Source organism: Pantoea sp. USHLN256, from assembly GCF_037149875.1.
GTDB lineage: Bacteria > Pseudomonadota > Gammaproteobacteria > Enterobacterales > Enterobacteriaceae > Pantoea > Pantoea nemavictus.
In genome coordinates, this window is sequence record NZ_JBBCQO010000013.1 from 69,325 (window position 1) to 92,790 (window position 23,466).

The following is a 23,466-nucleotide window of genomic DNA, read 5'->3' on the forward strand; positions in this document are numbered from 1 at the left end:
ATCATTCCTCTCGGGCAAACAGTGCCTCAATAAAGTCTGCGGCCTTAAACGGCCGTAAATCCTCGATGCCTTCCCCAACACCGATATAACGAATCGGAATGCCGAACTGATCGGCAACCGAGAAGATCACGCCGCCTTTGGCGGTGCCATCCAGTTTGGTCAGCGTGATGCCCGTCAGGCCCACCGCTTCATGGAACAGTTTGGCCTGGCTGATGGCGTTTTGCCCGGTGCTGGCGTCGAGCGTCAGCATCACTTCATGCGGCGCCTCTTCATCCAGCTTCTTCATCACACGGGTAATTTTTTTCAGCTCTTCCATCAGGTGCGATTTGTTCTGCAGGCGGCCAGCGGTATCGGCGATCAATACATCCACGTTGCGTGATTTAGCAGCCTGAATCGCATCAAAAATCACTGAAGCAGAATCTGCGCCGGTATGCTGAGCCACCACCGGAATATCGTTACGCTGGCCCCAAACCTGCAGCTGTTCAACCGCCGCGGCACGGAAGGTATCACCCGCCGCCAGCATCACCGATTTGCCCTGCGCCTGATACTGACGCGCCAGCTTACCGATGGTGGTGGTTTTACCCACACCGTTCACGCCTACCATCAGGATGACAAAGGGTGTTTTACCGCCCACTTCCAGCGGCTGATCAACTTTTTCCAGAATGCCGGACATTTCGGCTTTCAGCAGGCCGTACAGCGCTTCGGCATCGCGCAGCTGCTTGCGGTTGGCCTGTTGCGTCAGATTGGTGATGATACGGCGCGTGGTTTCAACGCCAACATCAGCAATCAGCAGCTGCTCTTCCAGCTCTTCAAACAGGTCATCATCAATTTTCTTGCCGCGGAACAGGCTGATAAAGCCAGAACCGAGATTTTCGCGGGTTTTAACCAGGCTGCGCTTCAGGCGGGCGAAAAAGCCCTCTTTGGTAGGACGCTCCTGCTCCTGCGCAATGATTGGCGCAGCGGCCAGCGGCAAATCGCTCACTGTATCCTGAGTTTCTTCTGCTAGTTCAGCATCTTCAGCATAAGTTTCCGCCAAAGCCAGCGCTTCCAGCTCTTCATCGCTTAACGGCGCGTCGTCCTCAGGTTCCGCCTCGACGACTGGCTCGACGGCTAACTCTTCCCGCTGCGGCTCTTCTTCGATCGGCGCCACATCCGGCTGTTCAATCGCTTCCGGCAGCACCTCTTCTTCAATAGCGGTAACCGGCTCAGGTTCTTGCTGCTCAAGTACCGGCTCTGCAATGACTTCCGGTTCATTCTGCTGCTCCGCAACCTGTTCGGTAACGGCAACGGTTTCTTCAGCCTGCGCTTCGGCGCGATCTAACGCACTCTCTTCAACGGCGGGCTCTGGGACCACCTCGGCAGTTTGCTGCTGCTCTTCAGCAGGCTGTTGCGTCTCTTCTTCTTTGCCAAAGCCTAACCAGGAAAAAAAGCCGCGTTTTTTCTCTTTTGCCATTGTGTGACCCTACTCCTCGATGGCTTATTCCCGGTAGCACGCTGTTCCCAGGGGATAAAATATTCATTTTTTAGCGGGTGAGCGGCGTAAAAATCAGGTAATTACGCGCACGATACCAACTCAGTAGTCTAACACTTTCCAGCCAGCGCACCACAGCACCCTTTTTTAACGTTTCTTCTGCCCGCTACGCCCGTTAAACTACGCAACAAATTATGACGAGTTGTGAGCGAAATGAGTAAATCCCCCCGCAGCAGCGGCGCTGCAGGCCAGATCCGCATTATTGGCGGTCAGTGGCGCGGCCGTAAATTACCGGTGCCGGATAGCGCAGGTTTGCGCCCGACCACCGATCGCGTGCGTGAAACCCTGTTTAACTGGTTAGCGCCGGATATTCAGGAAGCACGCTGCCTTGATTGCTTCGCCGGCAGCGGCGCATTGGGGCTGGAAGCGCTGTCACGTCATGCCGCATCCGCCACGCTGCTGGAGCTGGAGCGCTCCGTAGCGCAACAACTGTCACAGAACCTGCAAACGCTGCGCGCCACTCAAGCTAACGTGGTGCAAACCAATACGCTGCAGTGGCTGAGCCAGCCCGGCGAGCCGTTTGACGTGGTCTTTGTCGATCCACCGTTCCGTAAAGGGCTGTTACAGGAAACATTGACGCTGCTGGAGCAAAATGGCTGGCTGGCCGCCGAAGCGCTGATTTATGTGGAGAGCGAAGTGGAAACCGGCACGCCCGTCGCGCCAGCTAATTGGGATCTGTACCGCGAGAAAATTGCCGGCCAGGTTGCGTATCGCTTATATCAACGCCAACGGGAGACGCACGATGTGGCTTAATTTAGGACGTTTGCTGATGATTTGCGTTTGGGCTTTTTTACTGCTCAATCTGGTGCAACCCTTCCCGACACCGCTGCGCTATTTTGTGCATGTTGCACTGTTCTTTATGGTGATTATGCATGGCTTGCAGCTGGTGTTACTGCGCGCCACCCAGCCGAAAGATGCACCCAAGCTGAGCGGCGTGACCCAGGCGAAAATCTTCTTCTTTGGCGTGTTTGAGCTGCTGGCATGGCAGAAAAAGCATTATCCGAAGATGTAGAAAGTGCGGTTTATGACCAGGTCGCCATTAATGGCGACCTTACGGGGACGGGGTAAAACTGACAAACCGCGTCCCTTTCATCTTCAATTCGCCCTTCACGCCCTTATCCATCTGATGATAATCGCTGGCGTTGACCGTCACTTTAATGTCACTCGCACCGTTCAGCGGATGGAACCAGGCTTCGTATTTCATATCCTCAGCCACAATCTCCTCGCGCTGACGCGAACGGCGATTGGGTGACGGGAATTCGCGTTTGGTTTTCACTTCTACGCTCAGCGAGCGCACCGGCGAGGCATCGTTCACCGCCGTTTCGCGGCGCTGTTTAATAAACTGACGGGTCGCCAATACGGCAATAATGGCCAGTACGATGAAAAAGATTAGCGGTGGTTTGCTCATGATTTATCTCGTGCTTTGCGTTAAGTCGGAACAGGAAAAGACGACAAAGCATACAACCAGAGTCGGCTGATTGTCACATTTGGCGCCGGTAACTTACACTGAGTGAGTGATTTTGGGAAAATTCATCAAACTGGCGGACATTTCGTCCAGAAAAGGGAGAAAACATGCTTTGGTCTTTTCTTGCCGTACTTTTTTCCGGCTGGCTGTACGTCGATGCATCCTACCGCGGTCCGCAATGGCAGCGCTGGCTATTTAAACCCGTCACCTTACTGTTGCTCGTCGCCTGGGCATGGCAAGCGCCAACCTTCAACACCACCGATTATTTGATTCTGGCTGGCCTGGTTGCCACGCTGGTGGGTGATGCGTTGATGCTGTTGCCGCGTCAGCAAATGCTCTATGCGCTGGGCGCATTCTTCCTCTCGCATCTGCTTTACACCATCAGTTTTGCAGCGCATATGACCATGAGCTTCTTCTGGCCGATTCCTCTCACCTTCCTGATTATTGGCGTCATCGTTATCGGGATTCTGTGGACCAAACTGGAAGAGCTGCGCTGGCCAATTTGCACCTTGATCGGTATGACGCTGGTGATGAACTGGATGGCGGCGGAAAACTACTTCTTCCGTCCAACTGACTTCAGCTTCTCGCTGCTGGTCGGCGCCGCGTTGCTGCTGTTGGCCAACATCGTCTGGTTTATTTCGCATTATCGCCGCCGTTTCAGCGCCGATAGCGCCATCGTTGCCGCCTGCTACTTCGCCGGTCACTTCATGATTGCGCGTTCACTGTGGCTTTACTGAAGAAAAGCTAACCTTCCGCTTGACTCTGGAGTGGACTCCAGAGTGTAGCATTAGGGCGCGGGCATTAGCCCGCCCCTGATTCCGGAGGTTATATGCATCAACATGCTCATCCGTGCCGCTGTGGAAAATCCCACAGCCAGCCGCAGCCGCTGTGTTCCGTTCGCAGCATAAAACCCACGACCTTAAAAATCTCCGCCGCACAGCCTGTGACTGTTGAAGGTGATTGTGGCTGTTGCGACAGCGATAGCGGCTCGCCCGGCGGCGATAGCGACGCCGAAAGCGACAGGCCCGCCCTCACCTCACACCAATTCCGCTGGCAAATAGCGGGCATGGATTGCCCCAGCTGCGCACGCAAAATCGAAACTGCCGTACAACGCGTACCGCAGGTACAGCAAGCACGGGTGATCTTCGCCAGTGAGAAACTGGTGGTCGATGCGGATCAGGACATCCGCACCACCATAGAACAGGTGGTGAAAAATGCCGGCTTTACGCTGACGGCTAACGATCCCCAATCAATCTCGTCCCCCGCAAGCCGCTGGCGGGAAAATGCCGGTTTGCTGCTGCTCGGCGTGCTAATGCTCGCCAGCTGGCTGCTGAGCCAGGTTTCACCGCTGTGGGGCGATCGTCTGTTTATTGCCACTACGCTGGTTGGTTTGGCACCTATTGCTCGCAGCGCGTGGCAACTGCTGCGCAACGGTTCGCCCTTTAGCATTGAGATGTTGATGAGCATCGCCGCTGCCGGCGCGCTGGTGATTGGTGCGCATGCTGAAGCCGCCATGGTGCTGCTGCTGTTCCAGCTGGGCGAACGCCTGGAAGCCTACGCCGCTGCGCGCGCGCGTCGCGGTGTCACCGCGCTGATGGCGTTGCGTCCCGATACCGCCACGCGTATTACGGGTACGCAGCGTGAAAACGTCCGCTTAGAAGTGCTGCAGCCTGGCGATGTGATTGAAGTGGCGGCCGGTGGCCGTTTACCGGCAGATGGCGAATTACTGCATGCCAGCGCCAGCTTTGATGAAAGTGCATTGACTGGCGAATCATTGCCGGTAGCACGTGAGCCTGGCGAACAGATCATGGCCGGCGCCACCAGCCTGGATCGTCTGGTGACGCTGAAAGTGATTTCCCAGCCCGGCCAAAGTGCTATCGACCGCATTCTGCAACTGATTGAGGAAGCCGAAACGCATCGCGCGCCGGTTGAGCGCTTTATCGATCGCTTCAGCCGCATCTATACGCCCGCCATTATGCTACTGGCACTGCTGGTGATGGTGCTGCCGCCGCTGCTTGGCTTCGGTGACTGGCTGCCGTGGATTTATAAAGGGCTGACGCTGCTGCTGATTGGCTGCCCGTGTGCGCTGGTGATCTCCACGCCGGCCGCCATTACCTCGGGATTAGCCGCCGCCGCACGTCAGGGCGCGTTGATCAAAGGCGGCGCGGCGCTGGAGCGTCTCAGTCGCGTAAGCCTGATGGCGTTCGACAAAACCGGCACGCTGACGGCGGGCAAACCGCAAGTCACCCATATTCAATCGTTTGGCGAAACAGCGGAAAATAGCCTGCTCAGCATCGCTGCTGCGGTAGAACAAGGCTCCACACATCCGCTGGCTCAGGCGATTGTCAGCGAAGCCGAGCGTCGTCAGCTCACCATTCCGCCCGCCTCACAGCAGCAAACGCTGGCGGGCAGCGGTATTCGTGCCGAAATCGATGGCGTGTCGTATCAGTTACTTACGCCCCGTGAAGCCAAATATCTCGACGAGGTACAGCAGCAGCAGGTGGCCGAACTGGAGGCGCAGGGGCAAACCGTGGTGCTGCTATTGCAGCAGCAACAGGTGCTCGGCGCATTAGCGCTGCGCGATCGGTTGCGTGAAGAGGCGATTAGCGCGCTGGCTGAGCTGCAAAAACTTGGCATAAATAGCGTGATGCTGACCGGTGACAACCCGCGCGCAGCCGCCGCGATTGCCGCCGAGTTACGCATTGATTATCGCGCGGGTTTGCTGCCAGCCGATAAAGTTGCGGCAGTGCGACAGCTGGGCGCACAGCAATCATTGGCGATGGTAGGCGACGGCATCAACGATGCGCCCGCCATGAAAGCCGCGAGCATGGGCATTGCCATGGGCAGCGGCACCGATGTCGCGCTGGAGGCCGCCGATATGGCGCTGACGCAAAATCAGCTGGCGATTTTGCCGCGCGCGGTGGTGCTGGCACGGCGCACGCGCGCCATCATCCGGCAGAACGTGGCGTTGGCGCTGGGCCTGAAGGCGATTTTCCTCGTCACCACGCTGCTCGGCTTTACCGGTTTGTGGTTGGCGGTGCTAGCTGATTCCGGTGCCACCGCATTGGTTACGGCGAATGCACTGCGCTTACTGCGTCAGCGTTAAGCGCCTTTTTTGATGAGAAACTGGTACGGCAGGCTTTCGGTCTGTTGTGCCAGCAGCTGATGTTCCATAAAACGGCAGAAACCGGGAATATCGCGCGTGGTGGCGGGATCATCGGCGATGATCAGCAAAGTTTCACCGGCCTGCATGCTGCGCACGGTTTTGCGCACCATCATTACCGGTTCCGGGCAGCGCAGGCCAAGGGCATCAAGCTGATGGTCAGGCGCAGAAAAGGGATCGCTCATGATTCTCTGTCTGTTGTTAATGATGGGCGCACATTCTAGCGCGCAAATTAGCCAACGCAAGGCGATAACGATTGCGTTAAAATTAACCATTGCATAAATTGCGCAACGCGTTAAGATGCCGCCGATTTTTAAATTGCTACCATATTCCGCCCTAAATAATTCGAGCTGTAGCAAGGCGTCAAGTGCGAGCAACCCCAGGAGCTTACTGTGAAGTAAGTGACTAGGGTGGACGCACGCAGCCAACGCATCTACAGCTTGAAGTATGACGGGCAATGGGTTCCCTCACCCCACTATTAAAAAGGTTAGACATGATCAACTTCTCTGCACGTCAGCGCATGCATGCGCTGTTTTGGCTATCGCTTTTCCATCTGCTGGTGATCACCTCCAGTAACTATCTGGTACAGCTGCCGGTTTCTATCTTCGGCTTCCACACCACCTGGGGCGCGTTCAGCTTTCCGTTTATTTTCCTCGCTACCGACCTTACCGTGCGCATCTTTGGCGCGCCGCTGGCTCGTCGCATTATTCTGGCGGTGATGATTCCGGCGCTGGTGATCTCCTATCTTGTGTCGTGTGTGTTTTATCAGGGCGAATGGCAAGGTTGGGCTTCACTGGAAGAGGTGAATCTATTCGTCGCGCGTATCGCCTGCGCCAGCTTTATGGCTTATGCGCTGGGCCAGATTCTCGACGTACACGTTTTTAACCGTTTGCGCCGTTTATCACAGTGGTGGATTGCCCCGGCAGCAGCGATGTTCCTCGGTAATATTAGCGATACGCTGGCCTTCTTTTTCATCGCTTTCTACAAGAGTCCAGACCCGTTTATGGCCACGCATTGGGTCGAGATCGCTCTGGTGGATTACAGCTTCAAGGTGCTGATCTGCATGATCTTCTTCCTGCCCGCTTACGGCGTGCTGCTGAATGCCATGCTGAAGCGATTAGCAGAGCGTTCCGCGCAGCAGCAGATCAATTTCGGCTAATTGCACTTATACATAACGTCATGGCACGCTAAGATTTCCTGACATACCGGCGGTTGCTTTTAACCGCCGATTCCGTTTTTATAGCCGTCATACTTCAAACGGCAGATGCGTTGGCTGCGCGCGTTCACCCAATCACTTACTCATGTAAGCTCATGGGTTCACGCGCTTACCGCCTTTCTGCCGCTTGAATTATTTAGGCTTTAAACCTAAACGACTGGAATCATGTAAAAGGGAAAAGAATGCGTAACGTAGTGAAATATGTGGGTATTGGCCTGCTGGTGATCGGCCTGGCGGCATGTGACCAGAAGAAAGATGATGCAGCAGCAAACAGCAACGGTGCCAGCGCCAGCCAGTCTGCTCAGACGGTTAATCTGATGGACGGCAAGCTGAGCTTCTCACTGCCGGCGGGCATGTCTGACAAGAGCGGCAAACTCGGCTCTGAATCGACTAACATGCACGTCTATGCCGACGAAACCGGGCAGCGCGCAATTATCGTGATTGCAGGCGATCCAACTAATGAAGCGCTTGATGCGCTGGCGCAGCGTCTGGAACAGCAGCAGCGCAGCCGCGATCCGCAGCTGCAGGTGGTGTCGAACAAAGCGGTTACGTTGAAAGATCAGCCGGCTCAGCAGCTGGATACGGTGATTGCTGCCAACAACCAGACTTCATGGTCTTCAGTGATTCTGGCGAAAGTGGACGGCAAACTGCTGACGCTGCAAATTACCTTGCCAGCGGATAACCAGCAGCAGGCACAGAGCGATGCTGATGGGATCGTGAAGAGCATTACTTTGAAGTAATCCTTAAAACCTGAACACATTGGTCGCCATGAATGGCGACCCTACAATGGTTCAGTGCGGTTTGGTAGGGTCGCCATTCATGGCGACCTGGTTCAGGAACACCCCGCTTTACAACCTCACTGGCGAAATGTGCCAGATCTCATCCGCATACTCCTGAATGGTTCGGTCCGACGAGAAATACCCCATATTGGCGATATTCAGCGCCGCGCTGCGTTGCCACTTATCCGGTTGACGATAAAGCTTGTCCACCTTGTCCTGCGTGTCCACATAGCTGCGATAATCCGCCAGCAGCTGATAGTGATCGCCGAAGTTCACCAACGCATCGAACAGATTGCGGTAGCGGCCTGGCTCCTGCGGACTGAACACGCCGCTGGCGATTTGCGTCAGCGCCTGATGCAGCTCGGGATCGTCCTCGTAATACTTACGCGGGTTGTAGCCGTCGGTACGCAGCTTCTCGACCTGCGGCGTGGTGTTACCGAAGATAAAGATGTTCTCCTTGCCGACATGATCCAGCATCTCAACGTTGGCGCCATCCAGTGTGCCAATCGTTAACGCGCCGTTCAGCGCAAACTTCATGTTACTGGTGCCCGATGCTTCGGTGCCAGCAGTGGAGATCTGCTCAGAGAGATCCGCCGCAGGAATAATGATCTGCGCCAGGCTCACGCCATAGTTGGGAATGAACACCACCTTCAGCTTGTTCTTCACCTGCGGATCGTTGTTGATCACGTTGGCGACGTCGTTGATCAAGTGGATGATGTGCTTCGCCACGTAATACGCCGAAGCGGCCTTGCCGGCGAAGATATTCACGCGCGGCACCCATTCAGCGGTGGGGTCAGCCTTGATGCGGTTATAGCGCGTAATCACGTGCAGGACGTTGAGTAACTGACGTTTATATTCGTGGATACGTTTGATCTGCACATCAAACAGCGCATGCGGATCGAGCACGATATCCATGTTTTTCGCCACCCAATCCGCCAGACGTTTTTTGTTGGCGAATTTGGCATCGGCGATCTGCTCGATAAAGGCCGGATAGTCGACCTGCGACGTCAGTTCGTTGAGCTGGCCGAGATCGGTACGCCAGTTGCGACCAATCGCCTCATCCAGCACCTCAGACAGCGCCGGATTGGCCAGCGCCAGCCAGCGACGTGGCGTCACGCCGTTGGTTTTATTGCAGAAACGGCCAGGGAACAGCCGCGCGAAGTCAGCGAACAGCGATTGCACCATCAAGTTGGAGTGCAGCTCCGACACGCCGTTGACCTTGTGGCTCACCACCACCGCCAGCCACGCCATGCGGATGCGGCGGCCGTCGTTTTCGTCGATGATCGAGATGCGCGACATCAAATCCCAATCATCCGGATAGTATTCCTGGATGGTTTTCAGGAAGTAGTCATTGATTTCAAAGATAATGCTGAGATGACGCGGCAGGATCTTGCCGATCATATCCACCGGCCAGGTTTCCAGCGCTTCGGTCATCAGCGTGTGGTTGGTGTAGGAGAACACCTGGCAAGTCACTTCAAACGCATCGTCCCAGCTGAACTTCTGTTCGTCGATTAACAGACGCATCAGTTCAGGGATCGCCAGCACTGGATGGGTATCGTTGAGGTGGATGGCGATTTTGTCCGGCAGATTGTCCCATGTTTCATGCATCTGCCAGTGACGATTGAGAATATCCTGCACCGTCGAGGAGACGAGGAAATACTCCTGACGCAGGCGAAGCTCGCGGCCGGAATAGGTTGAGTCATCGGGATAGAGCACGCGCGAGACGTTTTCCGAGTGGTTTTTATCTTCCACTGCGGCAAAGTAATCACCCTGATTGAACTTACCGAGATTGATTTCGTTACTGGCCTGCGCGCCCCACAGGCGCAGCGTGTTGGTGGCATCAGTGTCAAATCCGGGGATGATCTGATCGTAAGCCATCGCCACAATCTCTTCGGTTTCCACCCAGCGCACCCGCGCACCTTCATGTTGTAAACGGCCGCCAAAACGTACTTTGTAGCGCGTGTTAAAGCGCTGGAATTCCCATGGATTGCCGTATTCCAGCCAGTAATCCGGCGATTCGCGCTGCTGGCCGTCGACAATATTCTGCTTAAACATACCGTAATCGTAACGAATGCCGTAGCCGCGCCCCGGTAAACCGAGCGTGGCGAGCGAATCGAGGAAGCAGGCCGCTAAACGTCCCAAGCCGCCGTTGCCGAGGCCAGGATCGTTCTCCTCTTCCATCAGCTCGCTGAGGTCGAGTCCCATCTCGTCCAGCGCCTGATTGAGATCGTCATAAATGCCCATCGCCAGCAACGCGTTGCCGAGCGTGCGCCCCATCAGGAACTCCATCGACAGGTAATAAACCTGCCGCACATCCTGCGAGAGCTGCGCGCGGCTGGAGCGCAGCCAGCGTTCCACCATGCGATCACGCACCGCCAGCAGCGCGGCATTCAGCCACTCATGCTTATTCGCGATCGATGGATCTTTACCAATAGTAAACATCAGCTTATAGGCGATTGAGTGCTTCAGCGCGTCAACCGTCAGCGTGGGTGAGGCATAGGTGAAAGGTGCATTCATATCAAGTATCCCAATCTCTCATTACAGCAAACGTTGATAAAGATCGCGGTAGGCTTGTGCTGCCACCTGCCAACTAAAATCCATCCCCATTGCCTGCCGCTGAACGTAACGCCAGAGTGCAGGTCGAGACCACAGAACAAATGCGCGCCGAATCGCCCGCAGCAGCGACCAGGCATTACTGTCTTCAAAGGTAAAGCCGCTGGCGACGCCGTCTGCCAGGTTTTCCAGTGAACTGTCTTGCACCGTATCCGCCAGCCCGCCGGTACGACGCACCAGCGGCAGCGTGCCGTATTTCAAGCCGTACAGCTGAGTTAAGCCGCACGGCTCAAAGCGGCTCGGCACCATGATCACATCCGCGCCGCCAACAATGCGGTGCGAGAAGGCTTCGTGGTAACCAATCTGCACGCCCACGCGACCCGGATGTTCCGCCGCTGCGGCGAGGAAACCTTGCTGCAGCTCGGCATCGCCCTGGCCAAGCAGCACCAGCTGCCCGCCCTGCGCCAGCAAGCCCGGCAGCGCTTCCAGCACCAGATCCAGCCCTTTTTGTTTGGTCAGACGACTGATCACGCAGAACACCGGCGCTTTATCATCGACCTTCAAGCCCATAGCAATCTGCAGCTGGCGTTTGTTTTCAGCTTTGCTCTCCAGCGTTTCGCTGTCGTAGCGCGCGGTGAGCAGTAAATCATGCGCCGGGTCCCAAATCCCCGGATCGACACCGTTCAGAATCCCGCTAAGCCGCCCTTCGCGCAGCCGCTGTTCCAGCAGCGACTCCATGCCGTAACCAAACTCCGGTCGGGTAATTTCCAGCGCATAAGTGGGGCTGACCGCCGTAATATGATCGGCATAGAACAGTCCCGCCTTGAGGTAGGAAATTTGCCCAAAGAACTCCAGCCCATGCATGTCGAAGAAGGCGCGCGGAATCTGTATTTCATCCAGATGGCGCGCGGAAAACAGCCCTTGATAGGCCAGGTTATGCACGGTAAACACCGTTTTCGCCGGGCCACCGCGCGCCGCGATATAGGCGCAGGTTAAGCCCGCATGCCAGTCATGCGCGTGCACGATATCGGGCTGCCAGTTCATATCCAGCCCGCTGGCAATCTCCGCACCCATCCAGCCGAGCAGCGCGAAACGCAGGTAATTATCCACATAGGCGAATTGCGATGTGTCGTGATAAGGACTGCCGGGACGTTCATACAGTCCCGGCGCATCAATTAAATAAATACCAACGCCGTTAAATTGTCCAAAAAGTAAACGAACCGGCCCGGCAAAAGTTTGTAGCTCCGCCACAATTTCAGTATCAGGAATCCCTTTACGCAGATCCGGATAAGCGGGAATCAGCACCCGCGCATCCGCTCCTTCGGCGATTTGCGCCTGTGGTAATGCACCGACCACATCAGCCAATCCGCCCGTTTTCAACAGCGGGAAAAGCTCTGAACAGACATGTAAAACCAGCATCCTGAACCCCTATTGTTATCGCATGCGTTCCACGCGGCAATTATCTCTATGCTCTTTCGTCACTTACTGACCGCTGCGGCCAATTTGGCCAGCATGGCGCGCGTCACCAGTACGATGCCCTCTTCTGAACGGTAAAAACGTCGGCTGTCTTCATCGGGGTTTTCGCCAATGACCATGCCTTCTGGTAATTCGCAGGCGCGATCGATCACGCAGCGACGCAGACGACACGATCGGCCAACCACCACATCGGGCAGCAATACAGCTGAATCAATATTGCAAAACGAGTTAATGCGGATACGTGGGAATAGCACGGAGTTCACCACCACCGAGCCGGAGATGATGCAGCCGCCAGAGACCAGCGAGTTCATCGTCATACCGTGGCTACCGGAACGATCCTGCACAAACTTCGCCGGTGGCAGCGGCTCCATATGGGTGCGAATCGGCCAGCTGTGGTCGTACATATCCAGTTCTGGCGTAACGGAAGCCAGGTCGAGGTTAGCGCGCCAGTAAGCTTCCAGCGTTCCGACATCGCGCCAGTACGGCTCGGCGTTTTCATCAACCTGCACGCAAGAGAGCGTGAATGAGTGCGCATACGCCTCGCCGCTGGCCACGATTTTTGGCAGCAGATCTTTGCCGAAATCGTGGCTGGAATCGGCCACCTGCAGGTCTTCTTCCAGCAGCTGATACAGATAATCGGCGTTGAACACGTAAATGCCCATGCTGGCCAGCGCTCGGCTGTCGTCACCCGGCATTGACGGCGGCTGCGGCGGTTTTTCCACAAAATCGATCACGTTGTTCTCGGCATCGACCGCCATCACGCCAAACGCCGTGGCTTCGGCCAGCGGCACCGGCAAACAGGCGATGGTGCATTTGGCACCGCGATCGACGTGGTCGAGCAGCATGCGCGAGTAGTCCATCTTGTAGATGTGATCCCCGGCGAGAATCACGATGTACTGCGCGTTGTAACGGCGAATAATATCGAGGTTTTGCGTCACCGCATCGGCGGTACCGCGATACCAATGTTCGGTGGCGGCACGCTGCTGCGCGGGCAACAGATCGACAAATTCGTTCATCTCTTCGTTAAACAGCGACCAGCCGCGCTGGATGTGCTGCACCAGCGTATGTGACTGATATTGAGTGATCACGCCGATGCGCCGGATGCCCGAGTTGATGCAGTTGGACAGCGCAAAGTCGATGATGCGGAACTTGCCGCCGAAGTGCACGGCAGGTTTAGCGCGTTTCGCGGTGAGATCTTTCAGGCGCGTACCGCGCCCGCCAGCAAGGATCAAGGCAACCGTTTGTGTAGGGAGCTGGCGCGCCAGCATCAGATGATCTGTTCTATCTAATTTCACCATGTCTGACTCCTTATGATTGCTTTAGGAACACGCACACACCGTGTGCGGGACCGTGCCAGACAGTTGTCAGGATGGGGTTATCTTCCCCGGCGAAAGGAGGAATGGCACGCCACTCTCCGTCTGGTAAGGCGATATTACTCACCGATTCCGTGGCGTTTATTGTTATTAACCAGCGGCCGGAGAGCAGGATCTGCATTCTGTGCGTCCCCTGTTCCCACTGCTCTTTTTCCAGTGGTTTGCCGCTGGCATTACACCACTGCACGTTGCCATCGCCCTCCTGCCACCAGCGATCCGCCGTCAGCGCAGGGATGCGCTGGCGCAGGCGGATTAACGCAGCAGTGAAGTCGACCAGTCCAAAATCATCGTGTTGCCAGTTGAGCCAGGTGAGCGGATTGTCCTGGCAATAGGCGTTGTTGTTACCGTGCTGGCTGTGACCGCGTTCGTCGCCCGCCAGCAGCATCGGCGTGCCCTGCGCCAGCAGCAGCGTGGTGAGCAAGCCGTGCACGCTGCGCCGCCGCCGTTCGACAATATCGAAGTTGACCTGCAGCCCCTCTTTGCCATGGTTATGGCTGAAGTTGCTGCTGCTGCCATCACGATTGTCTTCGCCGTTGGCCTGATTGTGTTTGTTGTTGAAGCTCACCACATCGCGCAGCGTGAAGCCGTCGTGCGCGGTGATCAAATTGATGCTGGCATGCGGCAGACGCGCCTCACGCTGAAATACGTCGCTGGATGCGGCAAAACGGCGGGCAAAATCGCCATTATTCAGCTGACCATGCAGCCAGTAACGGCGCGCCGCATCGCGAAAATGGTCGTTCCACTCGGCAAAGTCCGGCGGGAAATTGCCTACCTGATAACCGCCGGGACCGATATCCCACGGCTCAGCAATCAGCTTCACCTGCGAGAGCAGCGGACACGCTTTGATGGCGGCAAACAGCGGCGCATCCTGCTGAAACGCCGGCGTGCGGCCCAGCACGCTGGCAAGGTCAAAGCGGAAGCCATCAATGTGGCAAGCGCGCACCCAGTAGCGCAGCGCTTCCAGCACCCACTCCATCACCTGTGGATGGCTAAGGTTCAGGGTGTTGCCGCAGCCGGTCCAGTTTTGATAATTGCCGTTGTCATCAAGCCAGTAATAGCTGGCGTTATCCACGCCGCGCTGGGAAATCGTCGGCCCGATCTCTTCCAGTTCAGCGGTATGGTTGAACACCACATCCAGAATCACTTCAATGCCCGCCGCATGCAGCGCTTTCACTGCCTGCTGAAACTCCTGCAGCGGTGATAAACCGTTCTCACCGGATGCGTAACGTGCATCCACCGCCCACAGAGCAAACGGGTTATAGCCCCAGTAATTGCTCAACCCTAAGCGGCGCAGGCGCGGTTCGCTGGTGAATTGGGCAATCGGCAACAACTCCAGCGCGGTGATTCCCAGATGACGCAGGTACTTCACCATAGCAGGATGACCTAGCGCCGCATAAGTCCCGCGCAGCCTTTCCGGAATTTCCGGATGCTGCTGCGTTAAGCCGCGCACGTGCGCTTCATAAATCACCGTATTGCCCCACGACGTGCGCAACGGTTGATCCGCTTCCCAGTCAAAATCTTCAGCGATCACTAAGGATTTCGGCGCAACAGCGGCGTTATCCTGGTTATCAGGCTCACGTTCGCCGCCGTGAAAACGCGCATCGTCCAATACATCGCCCGCCACCGCTTTGGCGCAGGGATCGACCAGCAGCTTGGCAGGATTAAAGCGATGCCCTTGCTGTGGTGCCCAGGGGCCGTGTACGCGATAGCCATAGCGCTGGCCTGGCTTTAGCGCAGGAAAATAGCCGTGCCAGATATCACCGCTACGCGCGGGCAGCGGAAAACGGCGCTCAGCACCGTGCGCGTCAAACAGGCATAGCTCGACCTGCTCGGCGTGCTGGGAAAACAGCGTGAAATTAACGCCGTGCCCATCGTAATGTGCACCTAACGGTTTCGGCTGCCCCCGCTCCAGCATCAGTCGCTCTCCCGCACCAGCCAAAGCGTTGCCAGCGGTGGCAAGGTCAAACTCAGCGATTGCGGCCGACCGTGGCTTTCAATCTCATCGGTGTGCACCACGCCGTGATTGCGCGTGTCGCTGCCGTGGTAGTCGTGCTGGTCGGTGTTCATTATTTCGCGCCAGCCGCCACGCTGATTAACGCCAAAGCGATAGCTATTTCGCGCCACCGGCGTGAAGTTACTCACTACAATGATTTCGTTGCCCTCGCGATCGTGGCGCGCAAAGACAAACACCGAATTCTCGTGATCGTCGACCACCAGCCACTCAAAACCTTGCCCATCGAAATCGAGCTGATGCAGTGGCGTGAAGTGGCAATAGGTGTGGTTGAGATCGCGCACCAGACGCTGCACGCCGTTGTGCCAGTTATCCTCGCCTTCCAGCAGATGCCAGTCGAGGCTGCTGTCGTGATTCCACTCGCGCCCCTGAGCAAATTCGTTGCCCATAAATTGCAGCTTCTTACCCGGGAAGCCCCACATCCAGCCGTAGTAGGCGCGCAGGTTGGCAAATTTCTGCCAGGCATCGCCCGGCATGCGATCGAGGATTGAACGCTTGCCGTGCACCACTTCGTCGTGCGACAGCGGCAGCACAAAGTTTTCGGTGTAGTTGTAGAGCATACCGAAGGTCATCAGCTGGTGATGGTAGCGACGATGCACTGGATCGAGCTTCATGTAATCCAGCGTGTCGTGCATCCAGCCGAGGTTCCATTTGAACCAGAAACCGAGGCCGCCATCTTCCGATGGCCGCGTGACGCCGGGATAGTCGGTAGATTCCTCCGCCACCGTCACGCTGCCCGGTGCGGCGTGGCCCAATATGCGGTTGGTGTGCCGCAGGAACGAAATCGCTTCGAGGTTTTCACGGCCGCCAAACTGGTTGGGTACCCATTCACCTTCGGCGCGGCTGTAGTCGCGGTAGATCATTGAAGCCACCGCATCGACGCGCAGCCCATCAATACCAAAGCGTTCCATCCAGTACAAAGCATTACCGGAGAGATAGTTGCTCACCTCGCGACGCCCGAAGTTGTAGATCAGCGTGTTCCAGTCCTGATGAAAACCTTCGCGCGGATCGCTGTGTTCGTAGAGTTCGGTGCCGTCAAATTTCGCCAGACCAAAGTCATCGCTTGGGAAGTGGCCCGGCACCCAATCGAGCAGCACGTTGATGCCGGCATCATGCGCGGCCGCGACAAAGTGGCGAAACTCATCGCGCGTACCGAAACGGCGTGTGGGCGCATACATGCCAAGCGGTTGATAGCCCCAGCTGCCATCGAACGGATGCTCGTTAATCGGCATCAATTCGATGTGAGTAAAACCCATCTCTTTGACATAGGGAATCAGCTGTTCCGCCAGCTCTTTGTAACTTAACCAGAAGTTGTCATCGGTATGACGTCGCCACGAGCCGAGGTGCACTTCGTAAATCGAAATCGGCTGGTCGAACCCATTTGCGGCTTTGCGCTGCGGCTGCATCTCGGTTTTCGGCGGCAGGCCGCAGATCATCGAAGCGGTTTGCGGGCGCATCTGTGCTTCAAAGGCGAAGGGATCGGCTTTGATGCGCATCTGGCCGGAATTATCCACGATTTCAAATTTATACAGTTGGCCATTCACCGCGCCCGGCACGAACAGTTCCCAGACGCCCAGTTCACGGCGGAAACGCATCGGATGGCGTCGACCATCCCAGAAGTTGAATTCGCCCACCACCGACACACGACGCGCGTTCGGTGCCCAGACGGCGAAGCGCGTACCGTGCACGCCATCAATGGTGGTGCCGTGCGCGCCAAGGGTTTCGTACGGACGCAGGTGCGTACCTTCGCCCAGCAGCCAGGCATCCATTTCGGCCAACAGCGGGCCAAAGCGATAGGCATCATCAATCAGGTTTTGCTGGCCGTGCCAGTTCACCGCCAGCTGATAGCCAAACAGATTTTTACGGCGCGGAATCACGCCACAAAAGAAGCCGCGTGAGTCAAGACAGGTCAGTTGGGCGCATTTGCGTCCAGTATTGGTTTCAATCACCCACACATCGGAGGCATCGGGCAACAGCGCGCGAACTTCAAGGCCTGCGGCAGTTTGGTGCATCCCCAGTAAGGAAAAGGGATCGGCATAATTCCCGGCAAAAAGGGCATTGATCGCCTGGCGATCGGGAAGCTCTGACATGACTTTCTTCCTATGATTTTGCGCAGGCGACCAGAGTCGGCAGGATTATCGCCTCGGGTGCGCTGCTTTTCATTGAGCCATAGGTACACCGCGAGGACACAACCGTCCGTGGGAAAGATCATCGCCGTGTACAACAAACCATTCAGTTCGAAAAAACGAAAACAGTTAACAACCGGCACATCTCTGTTAAATCATAGCTTGGGGATGGCAGAAGCCATGGAGGATTGCGAAAAATTGTTGTCGGGCGAGCAAAAAAGGGAAGCGGATCACTTGTCAGGCGCAATTTGTACGATTTTTTGCAGCCTGGATGACACAAAAAAGGCCGGGAAACCCCGGCCTGTCTGGTTTGCCGCTGCGCTTAGTCGATCAGCAAACGCAGCATGCGACGCAGCGGTTCAGCCGCGCCCCACAGTAACTGATCGCCTACGGTGAAGGCGGAAAGGTATTCCGGCCCCATGTTCAGTTTGCGCAGGCGCCCCACTGGCGTAGTCAGCGTGCCGGTGACGGCAGCTGGCGTCAGTTCACGCATGGTGATGTCGCGATCGTTTGGCACCACTTTCACCCACTCGTTGTGGGAAGCCAGCAGCTGTTCAATTTCGTTCAGCGGCAGATCTTTTTTCAGCTTCAGGGTGAATGCCTGGCTGTGGCAGCGCAGTGCGCCAACGCGTACGCACAGGCCATCAACCGGAATCACACTACTGGTACGCAGGATTTTGTTGGTTTCCGCCTGACCTTTCCACTCTTCGCGGCTCTGGCCGTTATCCAGCTGCTTGTCGATCCATGGAATCAGGCTGCCCGCCAGCGGTACGCCGAAATTATCGGTTGGCAAGGTGCCTGAACGGGTGAAATCAGTGACGCTGCGCTCGATATCCAGAATCGCCGAAGCGGGGTTCTGCAGCGAGGTGGCAACATGGTCGTGCAGCATGCCCATCTGCGTCAGCAGTTCACGCATGTGGCGTGCGCCGCCGCCGGATGCCGCCTGATAAGTGGCTACCGAAGCCCACTCAACCAGATCGTTGGCAAACAGGCCGCCCAGCGACATCAGCATCAGGCTGACGGTGCAGTTACCGCCGACGAAGGTTTTGATGCCGTTGTCGAGGCCCTGACGAATCACGTTATGGTTGACCGGATCGAGAATGATGATGGCGTCATCTTTCATACGCAGCGTGGAAGCCGCATCAATCCAGTAACCCTGCCAGCCGCTTTCGCGCAGCTTCGGATAGACTTCACTGGTGTAATCACCGCCCTGGCAGGTGATAATAATATCCAGCGCCTTCAGCGCCTCGATATCAAAAGCATCCTGCAGCGCACCGGTCGACTTACCGCCGAACGTCGGCGCCGCCTGACCAAGCTGTGACGTGGAGAAAAAGACCGGATTGATGACATCAAAATCGCGTTCTTCGCTCATACGTGACATCAGCACTGAGCCGACCATGCCACGCCAACCAATAAAACCTACATTCTTCATTTTCTGTCCGTCTCGGGTGTTCTCGAAGGAAGCCCTAAGTGGTGCGAGGAAAAGACGGGCCGGATAATCCTGCCCGTCTGCGTAATAATCAGGTTTACCTATGACCGTCAACTCTACAAAATGCAGCCTTTCTGGCAAGTGAATTAATTCGATTGCGCTAACTTTTTCAGCAATACAACTAATAATGGCCCCGGCCAAATAGATAGGATGGTTTACCTGACATGACTGAGATGATATCCGCGACCATATTGCTGCTGTTAATTATGGACCCGCTGGGCAACCTGCCGATCTTTATGTCGGTACTGAAGCATCTGGAACCTAAGCGCCGCCGCGTGGTGCTGATGCGTGAAATGCTGATCGCGCTGGCCCTGATGCTGCTGTTTTTATTCGCCGGTGAACGCATTCTGACGTTTCTTAACCTGCGCACCGAAACCGTGTCGATCTCCGGCGGTATCATTCTGTTCCTGATCGCCATCCGCATGATTTTTCCCTCCGCCGAAACCAGCACCAGCGGCTTGCCGGCCGGCGAAGAGCCGTTCCTCGTGCCGCTGGCAATTCCCTTAGTGGCTGGCCCGTCACTGCTGGCGACATTGATGCTGTTGTCGCATCAATATCCCAATCAGATGACGCATCTGGTTGGCGCGCTGCTGATTGCCTGGGGCGTAACGGTGGCGATCTTGCTGATGTCGGGGCTATTTTTACGCCTGCTCGGCGATAAAGGCGTTAACGCGCTGGAACGCCTGATGGGTTTGATTTTGATTATGCTGGCAACGCAGATGTTTCTGGATGGGATTCGTACTTATCTGAAGCTGTAATGCAAAACGGTGCGCATAAATGCGCACCCAGGATATAGAGGTCGCCAATCATGGCGACCGTTACAGATTTAACGTTATTTCTGCTGTTTATCGATCGGTTTACCCGACCAGTAGCCAGCCAGCAGCGAACCTGACAGGTTGTGCCACACTGAGAACAGCGCGCCCGGCAGTGCTGCCAGCGGCGAGAAGTAGAGTTTGCCCAGCGTCGCCGCCAGACCGGAGTTCTGCATGCCCACTTCCAGCGCCAGCGTGCGGCAGGTGGATTCGTCGAAGCCAAACAGTTTGCCGCCCCAATAACCGCCCAGCAGACCAATCGCGTTGTGCAGAATCACCGCCACAATCACCATCAAACCCACCGAACCAATAAAGCTTTGGCTACCCGCCACCACCGCGCTGATGATCAGCAGAATACAGAGCATGGAGAACGCTGGCAGATAAGGCTCAACGCGGCGCACCACGCTGTTCATGGAGTGGTGGACAATCAGGCCGAGGCTAATCGGAATCACCACGATTTTCACGATGCTGAGCAGCATGCCAACCACATCAACCTGAATGTGCGTATCAACGTAGAAGCGCGTCAGCAGCGGCGTGGCAAATACGCCCACCAGCGCTGACACCGATGAGATAGTGACTGACAGCGCCACATCGCCCTTCGCCAGATAGATCATCACGTTAGATGCGGTGCCGCTCGCCACGCTGCCGACCAGAATCATGCCCGCTGCCAGATCCGGCGGCATCTGGAACAGTTTCGCCAGGCCCCAGGCAGCCAGTGGCATCACCAAATAGTGCAGAAAGGTGCCAGCAATTACCGGCGCCGGACGCACCAGCACTCGTTTGAAATCATCAATATTGAGCGTTACGCCCATGCCGAACATAATCAGCATTAGCAGATAGGTGACCCATGGACCGATACCGAGAAAGGTGGAGGGCGAGTAATAAGCAGCGACCGAGAGCAGCACGGCCCAGAGCGGGAACAGGCGGGTAAGTTTGCCGAGCATAACCAGACTTCCTTAGGGATTTTTTAATATTGCCACAGATGAAATGTCGCGCAGGGAACGACCACAGCGACGGACGCGGGATCATAACATTTCGTTATCTTGACGTAAGGCGGGAAGTCACTTGCAGAGGAAAATGCGGATCGGCTGCTGCCGATCCGCGGAAATACGACGAAGTTACTCTGCTTTTTCCAGTAAAAAGCGGTAGATCGCACCACCAATCGCGGCACCAATAATCGGTAACAACCAGAACATCCACAGCTGATCCAATGCCCAGCCACCCTGGAAGATGGCAACGCCGGTACTACGCGCCGGGTTCACGGAAGTATTGGTTACAGGAATGCTCACCAGATGGATCAGCGTCAGCGCCAGACCGATAGCAATCGGTGCAAAACCGGCCGGTGCACGTTTATCGGTTGAGCCCATGATCACAATCAGGAATACCGCCGTCAGCACCAGCTCGGTGATCATCCCCGCAGTCAGGCTAAAACCGCCTGGTGAGTGCTCACCATAACCGTTAGAAGCAAAACCGCTGGCCGCCGCATCGAAACCGGCTTTACCGCTGGCGATCAGATACAACACGCCCGCTGCGGCGATGGCACCGACTAATTGCGCGATAATATAGGGCACGACCTGTGACACCGGAAAACGGCCGCCCACGGTCAGACCGATGGTGACCGCCGGGTTAAAATGGCCACCTGAGATATGGCCAACGGCAAAGGCCATCACCAATACTGTCAAACCAAATGCCAGCGCCACACCCGCAAAACCGATGCCCAACTCTGGAAACGCCGCCGCCAAAACCGCACTACCACAACCGCCTAAAACCAGCACAAAAGTGCCGAGCGTCTCTGCCACTAATCTTTTCATCTTTATTCCCTCAAATAATTTAATGTTTTCTCGGCGGGATTATCGTTTTTGGCGATTAAAGCGCAACCGCTGAATGAGAGAATAGTGTGATTTTTAGGCAATTCCAGCGTAATCAAGACGTGTCTTGCCCGTCATCAGAGGAATCTTCAGAAATGTCTGGAACGAAGAATATGGTATCGCTGCGCTTAAATTATTGTTTAAGAAAATTAACCAATAAAAAAGCCGGACCAGGTCCGGCTTGATTTATTGCGCGAAAAATTTGCCTTAAGAACCAAAAAGATTCTTGTGCAGTGCGCGTACCACCTCTTCTGCATCTGGCGTTGGCACCAGGAAGCACAGGTTATAACTGCTGGCACCGTAGCAAATCATGCGCAGATTGAACGGCTCCAGTGCGCCAAACACCTCTTTGCCCACGCCGCAGGCTTTCGACAGGTTGTTACCGATGATCGCCACCAGCGCCAGATTCTCTTCTACCTCCACACGGCACAGTGAAGAGAGTTCAGTCAGCAGCGCCTGCGTCAGCAAGCTGTCGCCGGTGGTGGTGGAGCCGGTGCTATCCAGCGTCAGCGCGACGCTCACTTCCGAGGTAGTGACCAGATCTACCGAAATGCTATGGCGTGCCAGAATATTGAACACCTCGGCCAGGAAGCCGTGTGCATGCAGCATGTTCAGACTGTGCAGCGTAACCAGCGTCTGCTTACGACGCAGTGCCAGCGCGCGGAACAACGGTGGATTTTTGGTTTCGTTGCACACGCGCGTACCGCCCGCAGCCGGATCTTTACTCGAACCGACGAACACCGGGATATCGCTGCGCACCGCCGGCAGCAAGGTGGCCGGATGCAGCACTTTGGCTCCGAAAATGGCCATTTCCGCCGCTTCCTCGAACGTAATCTCTTCGATACGTTTTGCGGTGGAGACCACGCGAGGATCGGTGGTGTAAATACCGGCGACATCGGTCCAGATATCAATGCGTGCCGCCTGCAACGCTTCGCCCAGCAGCGCGGCGGTGTAATCACTGCCGCCACGGCCCAGCGTGGTGGTGCGGCCTTTGATTTCGCTACCGATAAAGCCCTGAGTGACCACCAGCGCTTCAGCAATGCGCGGCTGCAGCTGCGTTGCCGCCAGCTCTTTCACCGTCGCCACTTCGGGTTCCGCGCGGCCAAAGCGGTCGCTGGTACGCATCACTTTACGCACGTCAAACCATTCGCTGTTGACCTGGCGCTCGCGCAGGATCTCCACGAACAGCAGCGTCGACATCAGCTCACCGTGGCTCACCAGTTCGTCGGTTAGCGCATGCGAAGTGGCCAGCGAGGTCGCTTCAGACAGCATGGTGATGTTTTCCAGCATGCGATCAATCTCTTCGCGAATGACATCCGGCGACTGTAGACGATCGATGATGGCGTATTGAATCCGGCGAATTTCATCCAGCAGGTAAGCGCGTTGCGCTTGTTCCTGGCCTTCAGCAAGGGCAACCAGCAGGTTGGTGACGCCAGCGGAGGCAGAGAGCACCACTAAGCGGGTATTGGCATCCGACAGCACAACATCTGCGCTGCGGTTCATAGCATCAAAATCGGCAACGCTGGTGCCGCCAAATTTAGCCACGATCAGATTTTGAGACATGTAACGAACCCCGTGTCAGGTTATCTTTCTTCCGTTTTTGG

Annotated in this window: 19 protein-coding genes; 7 read left to right on the plus strand and 12 right to left on the minus strand. The window is 56.1% G+C overall.

Features of this window, described 5'->3' with window-relative positions; translation table 11 throughout:
* Window position 1 precedes the first annotated feature (1 nt).
* Window positions 2-1,453: a signal recognition particle-docking protein FtsY gene (gene ftsY / locus WFL93_RS21740; protein WP_180822856.1), complete on the minus strand. Its 1,452-nt coding sequence runs from the start codon at window positions 1,451-1,453 to the stop codon at window positions 2-4.
* Window positions 1,454-1,684: 231 nt separating this feature from the next.
* Between ftsY and rsmD the strand changes: the two genes are divergently transcribed.
* The gene (gene rsmD, locus WFL93_RS21745) at window positions 1,685-2,284 is read left to right on the plus strand and encodes a 16S rRNA (guanine(966)-N(2))-methyltransferase (protein ID WP_009128516.1); all 600 of its coding nucleotides are present in this window, start codon (window positions 1,685-1,687) and stop codon (window positions 2,282-2,284) included.
* Window positions 2,274-2,543, plus strand: a complete 270-nt coding sequence (locus tag WFL93_RS21750) for a DUF1145 family protein (RefSeq protein WP_008109883.1) — start codon at window positions 2,274-2,276, stop codon at window positions 2,541-2,543. Before rsmD ends, WFL93_RS21750 begins: the two co-directional genes overlap by 11 nt.
* 39 nt (window positions 2,544-2,582) lie before the next feature.
* On the opposite strand, the gene WFL93_RS21755 is transcribed toward WFL93_RS21750, so the two are convergent.
* Complete coding sequence (locus WFL93_RS21755) at window positions 2,583-2,939, minus strand: DUF2500 domain-containing protein (RefSeq protein WP_336779016.1); 357 nt, start codon at window positions 2,937-2,939, stop codon at window positions 2,583-2,585.
* 164 nt (window positions 2,940-3,103) lie between these two features.
* On the opposite strand from WFL93_RS21755, the gene WFL93_RS21760 reads away from it, so the two are divergent.
* A complete protein-coding gene (locus WFL93_RS21760) occupies window positions 3,104-3,733 on the plus strand; it encodes a lysoplasmalogenase (RefSeq protein ID WP_007891292.1) in 630 nt (209 codons plus the stop codon).
* Window positions 3,734-3,825: 92 nt separating this feature from the next.
* Window positions 3,826-6,102 carry a zinc/cadmium/mercury/lead-transporting ATPase gene (locus WFL93_RS21765; protein ID WP_336779017.1) on the plus strand — a complete coding sequence of 759 codons (2,277 nt, stop codon included), beginning with the start codon at window positions 3,826-3,828 and terminating at the stop codon, window positions 6,100-6,102.
* Here WFL93_RS21765 and tusA read toward each other — a convergent pair.
* A complete protein-coding gene (tusA, locus tag WFL93_RS21770; protein WP_007891299.1) occupies window positions 6,099-6,344 on the minus strand; it encodes a sulfurtransferase TusA in 246 nt (81 codons plus the stop codon). The genes WFL93_RS21765 and tusA overlap by 4 nt on opposite strands.
* A 308-nt stretch (window positions 6,345-6,652) precedes the next feature.
* Between tusA and WFL93_RS21775 the strand changes: the two genes are divergently transcribed.
* Both WFL93_RS21775 and WFL93_RS21780 read left to right on the plus strand, forming a co-directional pair.
* Window positions 6,653-7,318: a 7-cyano-7-deazaguanine/7-aminomethyl-7-deazaguanine transporter gene (locus WFL93_RS21775; protein WP_049852346.1), complete on the plus strand. Its 666-nt coding sequence runs from the start codon at window positions 6,653-6,655 to the stop codon at window positions 7,316-7,318.
* A gap of 239 nt (window positions 7,319-7,557) precedes the next feature.
* Complete coding sequence (locus WFL93_RS21780; protein ID WP_007891305.1) at window positions 7,558-8,115, plus strand: DcrB family lipoprotein; 558 nt, start codon at window positions 7,558-7,560, stop codon at window positions 8,113-8,115.
* A 108-nt stretch (window positions 8,116-8,223) separates the two neighbouring features.
* Here WFL93_RS21780 and glgP read toward each other — a convergent pair whose 3' ends face one another.
* From glgP to asd, 6 genes are all read right to left on the minus strand, one after another.
* Window positions 8,224-10,671, minus strand: coding sequence for a glycogen phosphorylase (gene glgP, locus WFL93_RS21785; protein ID WP_007891307.1), 2,448 nt, complete (start codon window positions 10,669-10,671; stop codon window positions 8,224-8,226).
* Window positions 10,672-10,692: 21 nt separating this feature from the next.
* Window positions 10,693-12,126, minus strand: a complete 1,434-nt coding sequence (gene glgA / locus WFL93_RS21790) for a glycogen synthase GlgA (RefSeq protein ID WP_007891308.1) — start codon at window positions 12,124-12,126, stop codon at window positions 10,693-10,695.
* 59 nt (window positions 12,127-12,185) lie between these two features.
* The gene (gene glgC / locus WFL93_RS21795) at window positions 12,186-13,481 is read right to left on the minus strand and encodes a glucose-1-phosphate adenylyltransferase (protein ID WP_007891309.1); all 1,296 of its coding nucleotides are present in this window, start codon (window positions 13,479-13,481) and stop codon (window positions 12,186-12,188) included.
* Window positions 13,482-13,491: 10 nt separating this feature from the next.
* Window positions 13,492-15,471, minus strand: coding sequence for a glycogen debranching protein GlgX (glgX, locus tag WFL93_RS21800; protein WP_336779018.1), 1,980 nt, complete (start codon window positions 15,469-15,471; stop codon window positions 13,492-13,494).
* A complete protein-coding gene (gene glgB, locus WFL93_RS21805) occupies window positions 15,471-17,657 on the minus strand; it encodes a 1,4-alpha-glucan branching enzyme (RefSeq protein ID WP_336779019.1) in 2,187 nt (728 codons plus the stop codon). Before glgB ends, glgX begins: the two co-directional genes overlap by 1 nt.
* Window positions 17,658-18,015: 358 nt before the next feature.
* The gene (asd, locus tag WFL93_RS21810) at window positions 18,016-19,125 is read right to left on the minus strand and encodes an aspartate-semialdehyde dehydrogenase (protein WP_336779020.1); all 1,110 of its coding nucleotides are present in this window, start codon (window positions 19,123-19,125) and stop codon (window positions 18,016-18,018) included.
* 221 nt (window positions 19,126-19,346) lie between these two features.
* Here asd and WFL93_RS21815 point away from each other — a divergent pair, with 221 nt between their 5' ends.
* Complete coding sequence (locus WFL93_RS21815) at window positions 19,347-19,940, plus strand: YhgN family NAAT transporter (RefSeq protein ID WP_007891319.1); 594 nt, start codon at window positions 19,347-19,349, stop codon at window positions 19,938-19,940.
* Window positions 19,941-20,014: 74 nt separating this feature from the next.
* Here WFL93_RS21815 and panS read toward each other — a convergent pair whose 3' ends face one another.
* The 3 genes from panS to lysC form a co-directional block, all read right to left on the minus strand.
* A complete protein-coding gene (panS, locus tag WFL93_RS21820) occupies window positions 20,015-20,938 on the minus strand; it encodes a ketopantoate/pantoate/pantothenate transporter PanS (RefSeq protein ID WP_007891320.1) in 924 nt (307 codons plus the stop codon).
* Window positions 20,939-21,112: 174 nt separating this feature from the next.
* The gene (gene aqpZ / locus WFL93_RS21825) at window positions 21,113-21,805 is read right to left on the minus strand and encodes an aquaporin Z (protein WP_007891321.1); all 693 of its coding nucleotides are present in this window, start codon (window positions 21,803-21,805) and stop codon (window positions 21,113-21,115) included.
* 264 nt (window positions 21,806-22,069) lie between these two features.
* On the minus strand, window positions 22,070-23,425 hold the full coding sequence (lysC, locus tag WFL93_RS21830) for a lysine-sensitive aspartokinase 3 (protein ID WP_049852340.1): 1,356 nt from the start codon (window positions 23,423-23,425) through the stop codon (window positions 22,070-22,072).
* Window positions 23,426-23,466: the final 41 nt, after the last annotated feature.